Origin of the sequence: Pseudomonas sp. A-RE-19 (assembly GCF_019956555.1) — a bacterium.
Lineage (GTDB): Bacteria > Pseudomonadota > Gammaproteobacteria > Pseudomonadales > Pseudomonadaceae > Aquipseudomonas.
On record NZ_JAHBDQ010000009.1, the window covers coordinates 47853 to 63816 of the forward strand.

The 15964-nt window shown below is 59.4% G+C and carries 12 protein-coding genes and 2 pseudogenes; 9 read left to right on the plus strand and 5 right to left on the minus strand.

The annotated features are described in order from the left end of the window. Window positions 1-178 precede the first annotated feature (178 nt). The 5 genes and pseudogenes from KGB14_RS06905 to KGB14_RS06925 form a co-directional block, all read left to right on the plus strand. Complete coding sequence (locus tag KGB14_RS06905) at window positions 179-1528, plus strand: MFS transporter (RefSeq protein ID WP_223485115.1); 1350 nt, start codon at window positions 179-181, stop codon at window positions 1526-1528. A gap of 98 nt (window positions 1529-1626) precedes the next feature. Further along, a complete protein-coding gene (locus KGB14_RS06910) occupies window positions 1627-2319 on the plus strand; it encodes a fumarylacetoacetate hydrolase family protein (protein WP_223485117.1) in 693 nt (230 codons plus the stop codon). 42 nt (window positions 2320-2361) lie between these two features. After that, a complete protein-coding gene (locus KGB14_RS06915; RefSeq protein WP_223485119.1) occupies window positions 2362-3120 on the plus strand; it encodes an SDR family oxidoreductase in 759 nt (252 codons plus the stop codon). Between the two features lie 33 nt (window positions 3121-3153). Further along, the gene (locus tag KGB14_RS06920) at window positions 3154-4110 is read left to right on the plus strand and encodes a 2-hydroxyacid dehydrogenase (RefSeq protein ID WP_223485121.1); all 957 of its coding nucleotides are present in this window, start codon (window positions 3154-3156) and stop codon (window positions 4108-4110) included. A gap of 114 nt (window positions 4111-4224) precedes the next feature. Beyond that, a pseudogene (locus KGB14_RS06925) lies at window positions 4225-4584 on the plus strand (lactonase family protein); the annotation flags it as partial. Between the two features lie 174 nt (window positions 4585-4758). Here KGB14_RS06925 and KGB14_RS06930 read toward each other — a convergent pair. Then, window positions 4759-5667 carry an AraC family transcriptional regulator gene (locus KGB14_RS06930; protein ID WP_223485123.1) on the minus strand — a complete coding sequence of 303 codons (909 nt, stop codon included), beginning with the start codon at window positions 5665-5667 and terminating at the stop codon, window positions 4759-4761. 164 nt (window positions 5668-5831) lie between these two features. On the opposite strand from KGB14_RS06930, the gene KGB14_RS06935 reads away from it, so the two are divergent. Beyond that, on the plus strand, window positions 5832-6902 hold the full coding sequence (locus tag KGB14_RS06935; protein WP_223485125.1) for an NAD(P)-dependent alcohol dehydrogenase: 1071 nt from the start codon (window positions 5832-5834) through the stop codon (window positions 6900-6902). 146 nt (window positions 6903-7048) lie between these two features. Next, window positions 7049-8257 carry an MFS transporter gene (locus KGB14_RS06940; protein WP_223485127.1) on the plus strand — a complete coding sequence of 403 codons (1209 nt, stop codon included), beginning with the start codon at window positions 7049-7051 and terminating at the stop codon, window positions 8255-8257. A gap of 208 nt (window positions 8258-8465) precedes the next feature. Here the strand turns inward: KGB14_RS06940 and KGB14_RS06945 are convergent, their stop codons facing one another. The 3 genes from KGB14_RS06945 to KGB14_RS06955 form a co-directional block, all read right to left on the minus strand. Beyond that, window positions 8466-11552, minus strand: a complete 3087-nt coding sequence (locus KGB14_RS06945; RefSeq protein ID WP_223485130.1) for an efflux RND transporter permease subunit — start codon at window positions 11550-11552, stop codon at window positions 8466-8468. Further along, on the minus strand, window positions 11549-12670 hold the full coding sequence (locus tag KGB14_RS06950; RefSeq protein WP_223485132.1) for an efflux RND transporter periplasmic adaptor subunit: 1122 nt from the start codon (window positions 12668-12670) through the stop codon (window positions 11549-11551). The genes KGB14_RS06945 and KGB14_RS06950 overlap by 4 nt, the downstream gene beginning before the upstream one ends. 177 nt (window positions 12671-12847) lie before the next feature. Continuing rightward, window positions 12848-13468 (minus strand): TetR/AcrR family transcriptional regulator, encoded by a 621-nt coding sequence (locus KGB14_RS06955; protein WP_030132395.1) that lies wholly within the window; start codon window positions 13466-13468, stop codon window positions 12848-12850. 87 nt (window positions 13469-13555) lie between these two features. On the opposite strand from KGB14_RS06955, the gene KGB14_RS06960 reads away from it, so the two are divergent. Both KGB14_RS06960 and KGB14_RS28540 read left to right on the plus strand, forming a co-directional pair. Continuing rightward, window positions 13556-15025 (plus strand): efflux transporter outer membrane subunit, encoded by a 1470-nt coding sequence (locus KGB14_RS06960; RefSeq protein ID WP_223485134.1) that lies wholly within the window; start codon window positions 13556-13558, stop codon window positions 15023-15025. A gap of 103 nt (window positions 15026-15128) precedes the next feature. Next, window positions 15129-15257: pseudogene (locus tag KGB14_RS28540) on the plus strand (type II toxin-antitoxin system RelE/ParE family toxin); the annotation flags it as partial. Window positions 15258-15289: 32 nt separating this feature from the next. Here the strand turns inward: KGB14_RS28540 and KGB14_RS06965 are convergent. Then, window positions 15290-15844, minus strand: a complete 555-nt coding sequence (locus KGB14_RS06965) for a TetR/AcrR family transcriptional regulator (RefSeq protein WP_223485136.1) — start codon at window positions 15842-15844, stop codon at window positions 15290-15292. Between the last annotated feature and the right edge of the window lie 120 nt (window positions 15845-15964).

A 15964-nucleotide genomic window follows, 5' to 3' on the forward strand; every position in this document is an offset into this window, starting at 1 on the left:
GCTTTTTTCCCTCGCTAACCCTCCCCCGATCGAGCCAGTCCGAAGGCGTATCTGAGCGCCTGACAGCGGCTGTCCGCGCCTCTCATTCAAGTAGCGATTGCTCTGCCCCGGGACTGGGGGCATCGGCTTCGGCTGCGCGCCAACATCTCGATTCTTCTAACAATAAAGAGGTCTACTCATGTCGAACTCGCAAACCTCCCCGTCCACCGCGCCGTCGGCGAGTGCCCGCACCCGGGACGCTCTGCTGCCTCAGCGACTGCCGACGCGTCGGCGCTGGTTCATGCTGTCGTTGCTGCTGATTGCGACCATCATCAACTACATCGACCGCGTGAACATCTCGATTGCCGCACCGTTCATGGCCAAGGATCTGGGCCTGGACAAGATCGAAATGGGCCTGATTTTTTCCGCGTTTGCCTGGACCTACGCACTTGCCTTGGTCCCCGCCGGGTTCATTGCCGATCGCTTCGGTTCCCGGTTCACCTACGGGGTGTCGCTGATCAGTTGGTCTACGGTCACCGTGTGCCAGGGCTTTGCCACCGGCTTCGCTTCGCTGTTCGGGCTGCGTCTGGCCGTCGGCGCCATGGAGGCTCCAGCGTTTCCGGCCAACAGCCGAGCGGTCACGGTGTGGTTCCCGGCCCGCGAACGGGGCATGGCCAGCAGCATTTACGTGTGCGGCCAATATCTGGGCACGGCACTATTTACCGGCGTGCTGTTATGGCTGGCCACGACCTATGACTGGCGCCATGTTTTCTACAGCACCGGGATACTCGGCATTGTGTTCGGTGTGATCTGGCTCTACGTGTACCGCGATCCGTTGAGCTGCAAGAACGTCAGCCAGGAAGAACTGAAATACATCGAAGCCGGGGGTGGACTGGTCAAGAGCAGTCAGGAGCGCACCCGGTTCAACTGGCGGCAGATCGCCGAGCTGTTCAGCTATCGGCAGATCTGGGCGATTTGCATCGGCAAGTTCGCCAGCACCTCGGCGTTGTACTTCTTCCTGACCTGGTTCCCGACGTACCTGATCGAAGAACGCAAGCTGACCATGATCAAGGCCGGGATCTTCGTCGTGCTGCCGTTCGTGGGTGCAACGGTCGGCATTCTGCTGGCCGGCATCGTCTCCGACTTGCTGATACGCCGTGGTTACTCAATGTCCTTCGCTCGCAAGTTGCCCTTGGTGGTCGGGTCGATGCTGGGGATGTCGATTGTGCTGGTGAATTTCACCGACTCGAACGTGATCTGCATTGCCGTGTTGACCATCGCTTTTTTCGCCCAGGGAATCGCTTCGTCGTCGTGGGCGGCCGTATCGGAAGTCGCGCCCAAGGAATTGATCGGACTGACCGGCGGGGTCACCAGCCTGGCCGCCAACATCGGCGGGATCGTCACTCCGATTGTGATTGGCGGGATCGTCCACGCGACAGGTTCGTTTGCCTATGCCTTCTGGTTCATCGGCGGCGTGGCGCTAGTCGGTACCTTGTCCTATTCGTTGCTGCTCGGTCGCTTGTATCGCATCGAACTCAAGGCGCGCTGAGCCAAGAAACCGTTTTTCTCCAACACGAGGCGGCCTTCGTCCAACTTCGCAAAAGATTGCCGCCGTACGCTGATGCTTCTAACAGGACGACTACAAAAATGACGATGACCGAGTACGTGTTTACCCCGGATCTGCCCGTGACCTTGCCGGTTGCTGGCAGCCAGCAGCGCTTTCCCGTTGGCCGGGTATTTTGCGTCGGCCGCAACTACCCTTGGCCAGATACCCAAGGCCAGTCCCGCCTGCCGCCAGTGTTCTTTATGAAGCCGGCGAGCAACGTCGTGGATGCGGCGGGTGAAGTGACTTTCCCGCCGTTGACCGAAGAGTTTGTCCACGAAATCGAATTGGTCGTGGCCATCGGTGAGGGCGGCGCCAATATCCCGGAGAGTCAGGCACTGGCCTATGTCTGGGGCTATGCCGCCGGTCTTGATCTGACCCGTCGCGATGTCCAGCGCGCGGCCAAAAGCAATGGTTTGCCGTGGGAAGGTGCCAAGGTGTTCGACGGCGCCGCGCCGATGACCACCATTGTGCCGGTGACTCGCGCGGGACACCCGGACGGCGATTTGTGGCTGAACGTCAACGGCCAAGAGCGCCAGCGCGACAGCCTCGACAGCCAGATCTGGTCGGTCAGTGAAATCATCAGCCGCATCTCGCAGTCGGTAACGCTCCGGGCCGGTGACTTGATCATGACCGGCAGCCCGGCAGGCGTCGATGTGCTGCAACCGGGCGACATCATCAACGCCGGGATCGACGGCATCGGCCAACTGGAAATGCGCGTCGGTCAGCGACCTTGAGCCCGGCATACGCCCTCGTGAATTGAAAAAGGAGATAACAACATGAACAGTCCTTTGAAAGTGGCCCTGGTCACCGGCGCCGGCAGCGGAATCGGCCGCGCCGTGGCCCTGGCCCTGATGGCCGACGGATTCACCCTGGTGTTGGCCGGACGTCGGCCAGAGCCATTGCAGGCCTTGGTCGAATGGGCGGTCAGCGAGGGACGCGAAGCCTTGGCGGTGCCCACTGATGTACGTGATCCGGCCAGTGTCGATGCGCTGTTTGCAACCATCACCGAGGTATGCGGACGCCTCGACGTGGTGTTCAACAACGCCGGGGTCAACGCCCCTGCCGTACCGCTCGATGAGCTGACATTCGAGCAGTGGCGAAACGTGATCGACACCAACCTCAACGGCGTTTTCCTCTGCGCCCGTGGAGCGTTCGCACTGATGCGCCGGCAACAGCCACAGGGCGGACGCATCATCAATAACGGCTCGATCTCGGCCCATACCCCACGACCGTTCAGCAGCGCCTACACCGCCAGTAAACACGCGGTGCTGGGATTGACCAAATCCCTGGCCCTGGACGGGCGCGAATTCAACATCGTCTGCAGCCAGATCGACATCGGCAACGCCTTGACCGACATGTCGGTGCGCATGACCAAAGGCGTGCGCCAGGCCAACGGCACCATCGCCGTGGAGCCGATGGTGGACGTCAAGCATGTGGCCGATGCCGTGCGCTACATCGCCGGTCTGCCGCTGGAGGCGAACGTCCTGAACATGACCGTCATGGCTAGCGCCATGCCGTTTGCCGGTCGCGGTTGAACCGGCCTTTTTATTCCGTTACGCGAGGTTTACATGAAGCCAGAAGTCTTGCAGCTCAGCCCGATCCTGATCCCTGAAATCAACGCGCGGCTCGATGAGCTGTTCACCGTCAGACGTTACTTCCAGCAGGCCGACAAGCAGGCTTATTTGCAGGCACACGGCGCGAACATTCGCGGGGTGATTACCGGCGGGCATACCGGTATCAGCCAGGCGCTGATGGCGCAGCTACCGAAACTGGAAGTGGTGGCGGTCAACGGCGTGGGCACCGATGCGGTGGATCTGGCGTATGCCCGGGATCGCGGTATCCGCGTGACCGCAACCATCGGCGCGCTGACCGAAGACGTCGCCGACCTGGCCATCGGATTGTTGATTGCCGTGTGCCGGGGCCTGTGCACCAGTGATCGCTACGTGCGTTCGGGCCAATGGCCCCATAGCCCCACACCGCTGGCCCCGTTGCCGTTGGCGCGTCAGGTGTCGGGCATGCGCATCGGCATCGTCGGCATGGGCCGGGTCGGCCGCGCAGTGGCGACTCGAGCCGCCGCGTTTGGCTGCCCGATCAGCTACACCGATCTGCAGCCGATGAGCGATGTGAGCCACACTTTCATCGCCGATCTGAAGCAGCTGGCCAGCAACAGTGATGCGCTGATTCTCGCGGCCGCCGCCGACAAGGCTGAAGCCATCATCAATGCCGAGGTGCTGCAGGCGCTGGGCAAGGACGGGTATCTGATCAACGTGGCGCGCGGCAAGCTGGTCAACGAGGTCGATCTGGTGACGGCGCTTGCCGCTGGAGAGATCGCGGGTGCGGCGCTGGATGTGTTTGTCGATGAACCGAACGTCCCCGAGGCACTGTTTGGTAACGAGAACGTGGTGCTGCAGCCTCATCGCGCGAGTGCGACGCTGCAGACCCGCACGCGAATGGGAGAGATGGTGGTGGCGAGCCTGGTGGACAGTTTCGCCGGGAGAATACCTCAGGGGTCTGTGACTGACTGAACGTTGGCTGGCGAGGAGACGTTGCGTCCCCTTGGCGGCTCGGTGTCAGGTAAACAGATCGACACCCAACTGGCGAAAAGGGATTCAGCTGCGCATAGCCGAACCGGGCCAAGGGCACGTAACAACGACTTGAAGGACGACCCCACACCACGCATCTGGGCGGCGGACCTGCGGATCTCGCCCGATGGCAAGCTACTGTTGATGACCGAGCGCACCAGCAGTTCGGTATCAGCATTCGCGGTTGACCCTTCAACAGGTGGCTTGAGCTTTCTCGAGAACTATCCAGTGGAAGAGAAGCAGCCACGCAATATCGCTTTTTCACCCAACGGGCGCTGGTTGCTAGTGACGGGCGAGAAAAGCGAAAAAGTCGGCACTTACGCGGTCAGCAACAACGGCACCTTGAAACGTGTCAGTGAAGCGACGTCGGGCAAAGGTGCGTTATGGATTGAGGTACTGCAAACGTCGGCGGAGTAATCTTCGGGCGGAAAATGGCGCGACGCATGGCGGTCGGGAGTTGGCTCATTCCGACCTCCATGGTTTGGTGGTCATCCATAAAACGCAGCGTAAGGTGTTTGCCGTGAATCCCCGTGGGTTTCTCCGGACACGGTCTTGCAAACGCTGGTTTGGTAGCTCTCCGTCACCATGGCGCTAGCCTGCCCCTCGCAACACTGCGATATCTCGTTTAGGCGCGACTCCAAACAGCCTGCTGTATTCGCGGCTGAACTGCGAAGGGCTTTCATAGCCGACTTTGAACGCCGCGCTCGATACATCCTGATGCTCGTTGAGCATCAAGCGCCTCGCCTCGTTTAGCCGTAGCCATTTTTGGTACTGCAACGGGCTCATCGCGGTGAGCTGGCGGAAATGGTGGTGAAAGGTCGGCGTGCTCATCTGTACCCGGGCGGCAAGGTCGTCGACGCGAAGGGCCAAGGTGTAATTCAACTTCAGCCAATCGATGGCTTTGGCGATTCGATAGCCCTGACCATCGACAGAAGTGATTTGTCGCAACCTGCCCGCCTGGTCACTTTTCAAGAGACGGTAGTGAATTTCACGCTGGATCAAAGGGGCGAGAACAGGAATAGCTTCCGGCTCATCGAGCAGCGCCAACAAGCGCTCGAACGGCGCCAGCATGGCTGCGGTCACTGAACCGATGCCTACCCCTTTCGCGACCGAGCGTTCACGGGTGGGCGGCAGGTCACTCTGCGCTATCAGCTCTGCCAGCATGCGCAAATCGAGCTTGAACGTCAGCCCCAGGCACGGTTGCTCCGGGCTCGCCTCGAGCACCTCCGAGTTGGCCGGCAAATCCAGTGAGGTGACCAGAAAACGCGAGGTGTCATACGGATAACCCTCACCGCCTACCCACAGCTGTTTCTCGCCTTGGGCGACAAGAATGATGCTCGGTTCGACCATGCAAACAACGGGCGGCGACGGATGTTCGCGCCTAAAGAAGCCGAGGCCCGCAATCGAGGTTGCGTAGTCACCGGGTTTCAAGACCCGCGAGCCAATGACCTGGGCGAGCGCCTCCTGGGGCGATGTGGCGGTTTCGTGTTGGGGCATCATGTTCGTCTCGTACCTCTTCGCTGAACTCTAACTCGCCCGCACGCAACCGTCCTGCAATAGAACGCAGACTCATAGAATCAGGCAAGTAATCCAGCGTAATGCACTGTTTGCAGTCAGGGCCGAGCGGGAAAATGTTCATCCGACACACCATCGAGGACTCTCCCATGCTTGTACAAGCCTATGGTGCTCATGCGGGCGACAACCCCCTTGAGCCTTTGCTGATCAGCCGCCGCTCCCCAACCGCCCATGACGTTCAGATCGATATCGCCTTCTGCGGCATCTGCCATTCGGACTTGCATCAGGTGCGTGCCGAATGGGCAGGCACGCAGTTTCCTTGCGTACCGGGGCACGAAATTGTCGGTCGTGTATCGGCGGTGGGTGCGCATGTTTCGGATTTCACTGTTGGAGACCTGGTCGGCGTCGGTTGCATCGTCGACAGCTGCAAACACTGTGACGAGTGTGAAACCGGTCTGGAAAACTACTGCGATGGCATGATCGGCACCTACAACTTCCCGACCCCGGACGCACCCGGCTGGACGCTGGGTGGGTACTCACAAAACATCGTGGTGCATGAACGCTACGTGTTGCGCATCCGCCACCCGGAGGAGCAACTGGCCGCCGTCGCACCGCTGCTGTGCGCGGGCATCACCACGTACTCCCCGCTGCGTCACTGGAACGCCGGGCCGGGCAAGAAAATCGGTGTGGTCGGCATCGGTGGGCTGGGCCACATGGGCATCAAACTGGCCCATGCGATGGGCGCCCACGTTGTGGCGTTCACCACGTCCGAATCCAAGCGCGAAGCGGCGAAGGAGTTGGGCGCTGACGAAGTTGTGGTATCGCGCAACGCTGAGGAGATGGCCGCGCATACCAAGAGCTTCGACTTCATCCTCAACACCGTCGCAGCGCCCCACGATCTGGATGCTTTCCTGGTACTCCTTAAGCGCGATGGTGCGTTGACCCTCGTCGGGGCACCGGCATCGCCACATCCGTCGCCCAACGTGTTCAACCTGATCATGAAGCGCCGAACGATTGCCGGCTCGATGATCGGCGGCATCCCTGAAACGCAGGAGATGCTCGATTTCTGCGCCGAACACGGCATCGTCGCCGACATCGAACTGGTTCGAGCCGATCAGATCAACGACGCCTACGAGCGGATGCTCAAGGGCGACGTCAAATATCGCTTCGTGATCGACAACGCCACATTGGCGGGCGAAGCGAAAGGCGCCAGCGAATAACCACTCAATCGAAAGGACTATCCAGTGAAAGGCATTTTGCTTGCCCTCGGGCTGCTTGTTGCCTCTTTTTCTTCAATGGGTGCCGGTTCTCTCTCGCGGCCTCGTTTACGGGGCCGCGACGCTTCGCGCATGACAGGATTCAATCAATGACCAGCCACTCCCTCCACGCCCCCCGGAAAGCTGAACAATCGTGGGGCGCCGTATTTGCCATGTCGCTTGCAGCCTTCGTGCTGGTGGCGTCGGAATTCATGCCCGTCAGCCTGCTGACGCCGATTGCCGCCGATTTGCATATCACCGAGGGGCAAGCAGGCCAGGGCATTTCTGTCTCTGGGCTGTTTGCGCTGTTCGCCAGCCTCCTGATCGCTTCGGTGGCGGCGCGGGTCGACCGCAAACCTCTGCTGTTGTCACTGACTGTGCTGATGATCATTTCGGGAACAGTGGTCGCTTTCGCGCCGAATTACTGGGTATTCATGATCGGCCGTGCGTTGATCGGGGTAGCGATAGGCGGCTTCTGGTCGCTGTCGGCGGCAACCGCCATGCGCCTGGTGCCTGAAGACCAGATCACTCGCGCCATGGCAATCGTCAATGGCGGCAACGCTCTGGCAACAGTGATTGCAGCGCCGTTGGGCAGTTTCCTTGGCGCGTTGATCGGCTGGCGCGGTGCATTTTTGTGCGTCATCCCGGTCGCGGTAATCGCCTCTGTCTGGCTGCTGTTTAGCCTTCCGGCGATGAAGTCGCAAAGCAGTTCAAGCACTGGGAGTGTCTTCAGGCTGATGAAAAGCCTACCGGTCGCGCTAGGCATGGTGGCGGTCAGTGTCTTTTTCATGGGTCAGTTCATGCTGTTTACCTACCTGCGCCCGTTCCTTGAAACGGTTACGCACGTCAGTGTTTCCATGCTGTCGCTGATGTTGCTCGTCCTGGGGCTGGCGGGCCTCGCAGGAACCTTCCTGATAGAAGCCTTCTTGAAAAATGGCCTGCATCGCACCCTCATCGTCATCCCGATATTGATGGCGGTGATCGCACTGGCGCTCGTTTCATTCGGCAGTTCGGCGACCACCACCACTGTCTTGTTGGGTCTCTGGGGACTGGTTGCAACGGCAGCTCCAGTGGGATGGTGGACATGGCTGGCCAGAACATTGCCAGAGGCTGCTGAAGCGGGAGGCGGCTTAATGGTGGCGATCATTCAACTGGCCATTGCCTCGGGCGCAACCGTTGGCGGGCTGGTGTTTGACTCGAGCGGCTATCGAGCAACCTTCGAGTTGAGCGCTGCGTTGCTGGGCGTGGCGGCTGCTCTTGCCTTCCTGGCTGCACGCGCAGCCACGCGGGAGCCGGTTGCATCGGTCAACATCGCATGAAAAACCACAAGATACGCCAAGGCGTTTCTTGTGGTTCCGGTGGAGCAAAGGTGATGGGGTGGTTCAAACCTGAGCGATTCACTGCAGCCGAGGATGCCGGGATGCTCTCTTCGTCATGGCCCCGTTTATCAGGGCCATGATTTCGTATTGTCTTCGGCCAGCCTTGAGAGGGCCTAACGCTCGCCCAAGCGAACGTTTGCCCGCTCGATCAGACAGGACGTACATGCGTCGAGAATTCCTGTGAGGCTTCAGACTTGATCTTGAACCAAAGGGCGTACATCGCTGGCAGGAACACCAGGGTCAGCACGGTGCCGGCAAACGTACCGCCAATCAGGGTGTAGGCCAGCGTTCCCCAGAACACCGAATGGGTCAGCGGAATGAACGCCAGCATCGCCGCCAATGCCGTGAGAATCACGGGCCTCGCGCGCTGCACAGTGGCTTCGACCACGGCGTTATAAGGCGACAGGCCGGCTTGCTCATTGGCGTGAATCTGGCCAATGAGGATCAGCGTGTTGCGCATCAGAATCCCTGACAAGGCAATCAGTCCCACCAAGGCGTTGATCCCGAACGGTTGCTGGAACAGCAGCAGAATTGGCACCACACCAATCAGGCCCAAAGGCGCGGTGGCGAACACCATCATCATTGCCGACATCGAGCGCACCTGAATGATGATGGTCAGCAACATCAGCGCGATCATGATCGGGAACAACGGCAGCAATGCCTTGTTTGCTTTACCCGACTCCTCGATCGCGCCGGCAAACTCAATGCGGTAGCCCGCCGGCAGTTTTTCGATGATCGGCTGCAACTGCGTTATCAAGGCGTTGGAGACATCGGGAGGCTGAAGACCTTCAGCCACGTCACCGCGCACGGTGATGGTCGGCGTCCGATCACGACGCCGCAGGATGGGCTCCTCCATGCGCACATCCACCGCCCCTACCTGGGACAGCGACACGCGCTGGCCTTGGGCGCCGGTCAGCGTGAAGGCGGCAATTTTCGACGGATCCAGACGCGTCTCACCCGCGGAGCGAGCGACCACCTGAACCGAACGAATGTCCTCACGCACCTCGGTGACAGGCACCCCCGTGAGCAGAAATTGCAGCTGTTGCGCGACATCGGCCGAGGTCAAGCCGAATGCTTGCAGGCGATCCTGATCCAGCGTGAGATGAAGTGCCGGCACGCGCTCGCCCAAGTCGGTGTTGACGGTCCTCATCATGGGGCTGGCGGTCATGACCTCACGCACCTGCGCGGCGATATCCCGCAACACCGCAGGGTCGGCGCCCATCACCCGAAAGGCCACCGGATATGGTGAATAAGGACCAAATACCAACTGCGCCACCCGCACGCGGGCTTCAGGCGCCAAACCATCGGCCGTGGCTTGTCTGAGGCGAATCTTGAGCGCCTCACGCTCTTGCTGATTCGCCGTCAGGACGACGATTTTTGCGAAGGATGGATCGGGGAGCTCAGGGGCCATCGCCAAATAGAATCGCGGCGCGCCCTGGCCAATGTAAGCGGTGACGATCCTGGCTTCCGGCTGCTGAGCCAACCACGCCTCGACCTTGGCCGCCGCCACATCAGTCTGTTCGATGGAGGTGCCGTAAGGCATCTGCACCTCAACCAGCACCTCAGGTCGGTCGGATGTTGGAAAGAACTGCTTCTTGACCACGCCCATGCCCAGAATCGCAACAACAAACAAGCCCACGACGGATGTCGCCACCAGGCCTTTACGGCGGATCACACTGCCCAGCAGGCGCCTGAAACGCTGGTAGTTCGGTGTACCGTAAATCGCCGTATGCCCGCCTTCAGGCACCTTGATCTGCGGCAGCAGTTTGACGCCCAGGTAAGGGGTAAACACCACGGCCACCACCCAGGAAGTGATCAGCGCAATGCCAACGATCCAGAACATGTTCGCGGTGTACTCACCAGCGGTCGACTTGGCAAAACCGTTGGGCATAAAGCCGATCGCCGTCACCAACGTCCCCGACAACATCGGCGCGGCCGTGTGGCTCCAGGCATAAGCGGAGGCCTTGATTCGGTCGTAGCCCTCCTCCATCTTCACCACCATCATTTCAATGGCAATGATTGCATCGTCCACCAGCAGTCCCAGCGCCAGAATCAACGAGCCCAGGGTAATTCGATCGAAGTCTTTGCCCGTGGCCGCCATGACAATGAACACGGCCGCCAGGGTCAGCGGCACCGCTGCGGCAACCACAACGCCGACACGCCAGCCCATGCTGAGAAAACACACCAGCAGCACCACGCCCAAGGCCGCAAAAAACTTCACCATGAACTCGTTGACGGAGGCGCCAATATTCACCGCCTGATCCGTGACCTTGGTCAGGCTCATGCCCAAAGGCATCTGCTCATTGATCGCTGTTGCCTCAGCGTCCAGCGACTTCCCCAAATCCAGGCCGTTCCAGCCATCGCGCATGACCACGCCGAGCAACAGTGCCGGCTCGCCGTTGTTGCGTACCAGAAATGTCGCGGGGTCTTCATAACCGCGCTTGACCTCAGCCACATCGGACAACTTGAGGGTTCTGCCCTGCACTGTCAGCGGGGTATTGCGAATCTTCTGCAGGTCATCAAACGCGCCATCCAGGCGGATGAAGACCTGGGGCCCCTTCGCTTCGACCGAACCGGCCGGCGTTATCATGTTTTGCGTGTTCAACGCACTGAAGATGTCTCGTGCAGAAATGCCCAGTGTCGCCAGACGCTCGTAGGACAGCTCGACAAAAACGCGCTCGGCCTGTTCACCGATGATGTTGACCTTCTTCACACCCGCTACATGCAGCAAACGCTGGCGCAAGCTCTCGGCTTCGCGCACCAACAGACGTTGCGGCTCGCCCTTGGCCTTGAGCGCATAGAGCGCGAAGGTGACATCGGAATACTCATCATTGACCATCGGGCCGATCACCCCGGACGGCAACCCCTTCTGCTCATCAAGGACTTTCTTGCGCGCCTGGTAAAACTCCTCCTGGACAGCTGAGGGTGGCGTGCTATCGAGCAGATAAACCGTAGTGAATGCCAAGCCGGGCCGGGTAAAGGTCTCGGTCCTATCGTACCAACGCAGTTCCTGCATGCGTTTTTCCAGCTTTTCTACCACCTGGTCCTGCATCTCCTGGGCCGTCGCCCCAGGCCAGGCAGTGACCACCGTCATTTGTTTAATGGTGAATGCGGGGTCTTCCGCACGCCCCAGTTTGAAGAAGGCGTACAACCCACCCACAGAAATCAGCAAGATCAAAAACAGGGTGATTGAGCGCTCGCGTACGGCCAGCGCCGAAAGATTGAAGCCGCTCATCGACTTACCTCAACCACTGAATTTTGCGGAGCATCGGCGAGTTCAGTCCTGACCTTCTCTCCCTCACTCAGCAAGTGAGCACCCAATGCGACAACACGATCACCCACCTGCAGATCACCCGTCACGCGCACGCTGGCCTCATTATTCAGGCTGCGAACCTTGATCGGGCGCCAAGCCACCTGCTCCGGTTCCCCGCCCACTACCCAGACCCCCGGGCCTTTACCCGCGTCGTAAAGGGCCCCAATGGGCACCTGTAATTCCTTGGCATCAGCAACATCCGTGTCAGCGATAGCCACTGAGATCGTCGAACCCAGGGTGGCGTTGGAGAGCGCCCCCTCCAGCACATAACGCGCTTCAAACGTTCGGGTCTGTCGGTCCGCAGAGTCGGACAGCTGACGTAAACGGGCGCTGCCTGCACGTTGGTTCTGCCCGTAGAGCTCAACCGTCGCCGTCGAGCCCAGCGCAGGACGTAGCGTCTCGGGTAACTGGATCACGGCCTCGCGCTGCCCTGAATGGGCAACGCGCACCACCACCTGCCCAGCGCCGACTACCTGCCCCGGTTCCGCCAATGTGTCCACTACCACCCCGTCAGCATCCGCCAGCAACATCGAATAACCGGTCGCGTTTTTCGCCACATCAGCCTGGGCCTGGGCAGCGTTTAGCTGAGCTTTCGCCGAGTCGGCCGCCGCTTTGATCCCTGCGTAAGCTGAGGCAGATACCGCACCGACGGCCACCAAATCACGGTAGCGAAGCTCATCATCGGAGGCCTGCCGGGATCGGGCCATAGCGGCCAGCACCGATTCCTGCTGCGCCCTCGCGGTCAGCGTCAGGTCGTTGGCATCGATGCGCATGAGTGGCTGCCCACGTTTGACACTCTGCCCAGAGTCCACCAAGCGCTCCAAGATTTTCCCTGGCACCCGAAAACCGAGATCGCTCTGAACTCGAGCCGCGACGATACCGGTGAATACCCGTGTCGCAGGCGCGGAGGGTTGAACCACGCCGATGCGCACCAAGTGCACTTGAAGGCGAGGATCGGCAGGCGTGGCCTCGTTGCAGGCCGCCAGGGCAAACGGCAACAAGACAATGAAAATGGGTGATATGCGGTGGCGCTGGATCATAAAGACCTCTCGGTAGCGGATGCACCATGCTTATTCAAGTGACCATTTCTGTCAATAGTCACCACCGAAGCGAATGAACATCGCCCACTTGATCAGAGCAAAGCAAAGAGGCTTGATATTTGGTTTTTTCAGGCGCACACGCTGATACGGATGCGCAGTGCATCCGTCAGCAGAGGTTTAAGGCATCAGGCTGCGCAGAACAAGATTGGAGATGAGAGAAGGGGCTTCTTCAACAAAATCGAGGTTGTACTGCAATAGCAGAGGATTGATGAAGGGCCGCAGAGCGAGATGAATTGCCTCTACCGTCTCGTCCAGCGGTGTCTTGCGTTCAAACTCGCCGAGCTCTCGCCCCTCACGCACGATTTGCAACACGAAGCTCTTGATCTGAGCGTCATAGACTTGTGAGCTGGGCCATCGCTCCGACGCGGCGAACGCTGCGATGTCATAAAGTTTACGGTCGTTAAAGAACAGGCTCACACCTGTAGCGATTAAGGTTTTGACCAGGCGCCGAAAACGTTCAGTCGGCGAGATGCCATCTACATTGATGGCTTGCTCCACTGCCGCAACGATTTCAGTCAGGCAATTTGTACAGATTGCTTCACCAATCGCCTGCTTGGATTCAAAGAATTTGTAGATGTAAGCCTTGGAAAAGCCGATGGCCTTGGCCAGGTCAGAAACCGTTGTTTTGCCATAACCGTATTGACTGAAATGTTCGTTGGCCGCCGCAACAATCTGGTCTCGAATGTCGTGATCGGCTGGGCCACGGGCGCTGGGCGAAGAAACTGATGGCTGATTCATGCGAGCAGCTTACTCATCCCAAAGGTGGTTGACAACTTGTGACCAAATTGTAATATCGTCACAAATCGCCCCTTTCGCAGGTACCGCATGCACCCTCCTCCTCGTTTCGCCGTCTTACTGTGTCTGGGTATGGTTGCAGGTTGCGCAGCGGGCCCCGACTACTCAAAACCCGGTGTGGAATTGCCCGAGCATTTCTCGGCGCAAACGTCCAAGGCTCGACAAGTGGACGCCGCAAATGCCGATCTCGCCGCTTGGTGGAATGCATTTAATGACCCGATACTCAGTCAACTGATAAATCGAGCACTTGAACAGAACCTCGATTTAGCCCAGGCAAGCGCAAGGATCGAGCAGGCTCGCGCCGGTTTGGGCGCAGCTGACGCAGCCCTCCTGCCGTCGGCTACCGTCAATGGTCAAGCGGCCCGAGCCCGTCAGTCATTGGAGACTCCGTTGGGCCAAGTGCTGAATTCAGACCCTTCCTATAATCGCTACGGCAGTGCCTATGAGGCGAATTTGAATGCCAGCTGGGAGCTGGATGTGTTTGGCGGGCTGCGCCGAGGTAAAGAAGCCGCCTTCGCCGATTATCAGGCCTCGCAAGCCGGAGCGATTGCCACACGCCTGGCAGTGGTCGCGCAGACAGCCGATCTTTACATCAGCATCCGTGGCCTTCAAGCACGCCTGGAAATTGCCCGGCATCAAGTAGACACGCGACAACAACTGCTCACCACCATCGAACACCTCTATGCAAAAGGACTGGCAGCTGAACTGCAATTGAACCAGACCCAAGGCGCGCTGAATCAAGCGCAGGCAACCGTGCCGGTACTGCAAGCCGGCCTTGACGCGGCAATGAACGCGCTGGATGTAATGCTGGGCAAGGCACCGGGCACTTATAGCGTGCAGCTGACTAAGCTGGCGCCCATCCCTGATGTGCCAGGCCTCGCCTACATGGGCTCTCCGGCCGACCTGCTGCGTCGGCGTCCAGACTTGATCGTCGCTGAGCGCCGTCTTGCGGCATCCAGCGCGCGCATCGGAGAAGCCATGTCCGAGTACTACCCCAAACTGTCTGTAGCTGCGCTACTCGGCAGTGCTACATCGGTATCCAGCGCAAACCTGTTCAGCAACGGCGCCAGTCAGGCTTCGGCGGCACTGGGATTACGCTGGCGGCTGTTCGATTTTGGCCGCATCAACGCCCAGATTGATTTGGCAAAGGGCCAGGAAGCCGAAGCCTTGGCCGCTTACCGCCAGTCCGTTCTGCGGGCTTGCGAAGATGTGGAAAGCGCTGTTTCGGCACGGCTCAACCGCGAGCAACAATCGACCCAGCTCGCCCAGGGCGAGTCGGCGTATGCGAAAGCCAGAGCGACGTCATTTGCCGCCTATGAAAAAGGCGTGGTCAGCTTGTTCGAAGTGCTGGATGCCGATGAACATCTCCTGGCGGCATCTGATGGCAGAGCCCAGGCACAAACTGAATCGGCTCGCGCCGCAGTGGCCATGTTCAAAGCATTGGGCGGCGGTTGGCAGCGAGACGACTCAGGGGCGCATGTTGCCTCAAAGGCACTATAAGGCCTTGGTTTCGACCCGCTTTGCATCGTGCACGTGACGCAGTTCGGCCCAGTCGATAAGCGCGGTCATCGTAGGGGCCAGCGCATGACCCAACTCTTGTGAGGGCATACCCTATTGCATTGGCAACCACGAACGCGATGAGCTTGCACCAGGCCTTCGCGGCTATCACCTCAACGACTCAAGCCAGCAGGCAAAACACCCCCATGGGACGGTCAAAAGCCCACGGCACCTCAACTTATTCAGTCACCCAATTCAGCTCATGACTCAGGCCCGCCACGGTGGAAGAGCCCCTTCGAAAAGTGAAAAGGCTCGATGCAGGAAACTGTTGAAGCGAGCGGCATCACGCCGCAGCCCTGCCTGTTGACCACCAATCAGGCACAGATGGGCCACCTGACCAATCACTTCTGCTTCGCCTGGCATATGGACCAAGCGGCGGCACGTCCGTATCGCGAAGTCCAGTCGTCTTGTGTCAACACGCTGCTGAAACTCGCCTACCAACGGATCGTGCAGCGACCAGGCTCGGATGGAAACTTCCCGCCCAGGTTGTTTCTCAGCGGCAATACTCAAATAGCGTTTCAAGGTTTCGCCCGCGCTACGCCCCTGCGCCGCATAAGCGAGCATGCGCTCCGTGTAGTCTTCTTCCCAAGCGGCCAGCAAGGTGCGGACAAAGTCTTCGCGATTGCGGAAATGGTGATAGAACGATCCGCGGGTCACATTCAATCGGCGCGATAGACTCTCGGCCGAAACGCCAATATGCCCTACTTGGTCGAGGGCCTCAAAACCAGCCGCGATCCAATGGTTACGAGTTAGCTTTCTCACCAGTTATTTCGCTCCATATTTAGCGCCATACAGACTGTGTATGGTGCGCAACCGATTGATACGCTGCGAACACCAGCAAAGACGGCCGTTGCGTTTTGCACGCCAACACTTTTCATGGAG

Excerpts from the sequence above, each read along its gene's own strand:
- KGB14_RS06930 (WP_223485123.1), bottom strand. The coding sequence starts at position 5,667 with ATGATGCCCCAACACGAAACCGCCACATCGCCCCAGGAGGCGCTCGCC.
- KGB14_RS06920 (WP_223485121.1), top strand. The coding sequence starts at position 3,154 with ATGAAGCCAGAAGTCTTGCAGCTCAGCCCGATCCTGATCCCTGAAATC.
- KGB14_RS06935 (WP_223485125.1), top strand. The coding sequence starts at position 5,832 with ATGCTTGTACAAGCCTATGGTGCTCATGCGGGCGACAACCCCCTTGAG.
- KGB14_RS06905 (WP_223485115.1), top strand. The coding sequence starts at position 179 with ATGTCGAACTCGCAAACCTCCCCGTCCACCGCGCCGTCGGCGAGTGCC.
- KGB14_RS06950 (WP_223485132.1), bottom strand. The coding sequence starts at position 12,670 with ATGATCCAGCGCCACCGCATATCACCCATTTTCATTGTCTTGTTGCCG.
- KGB14_RS06940 (WP_223485127.1), top strand. The coding sequence starts at position 7,049 with ATGACCAGCCACTCCCTCCACGCCCCCCGGAAAGCTGAACAATCGTGG.
- KGB14_RS06960 (WP_223485134.1), top strand. The coding sequence starts at position 13,556 with ATGCACCCTCCTCCTCGTTTCGCCGTCTTACTGTGTCTGGGTATGGTT.
- KGB14_RS06955 (WP_030132395.1), bottom strand. The coding sequence starts at position 13,468 with ATGAATCAGCCATCAGTTTCTTCGCCCAGCGCCCGTGGCCCAGCCGAT.
- KGB14_RS06915 (WP_223485119.1), top strand. The coding sequence starts at position 2,362 with ATGAACAGTCCTTTGAAAGTGGCCCTGGTCACCGGCGCCGGCAGCGGA.
- KGB14_RS06910 (WP_223485117.1), top strand. The coding sequence starts at position 1,627 with ATGACGATGACCGAGTACGTGTTTACCCCGGATCTGCCCGTGACCTTG.
- KGB14_RS06945 (WP_223485130.1), bottom strand. The coding sequence starts at position 11,552 with ATGAGCGGCTTCAATCTTTCGGCGCTGGCCGTACGCGAGCGCTCAATC.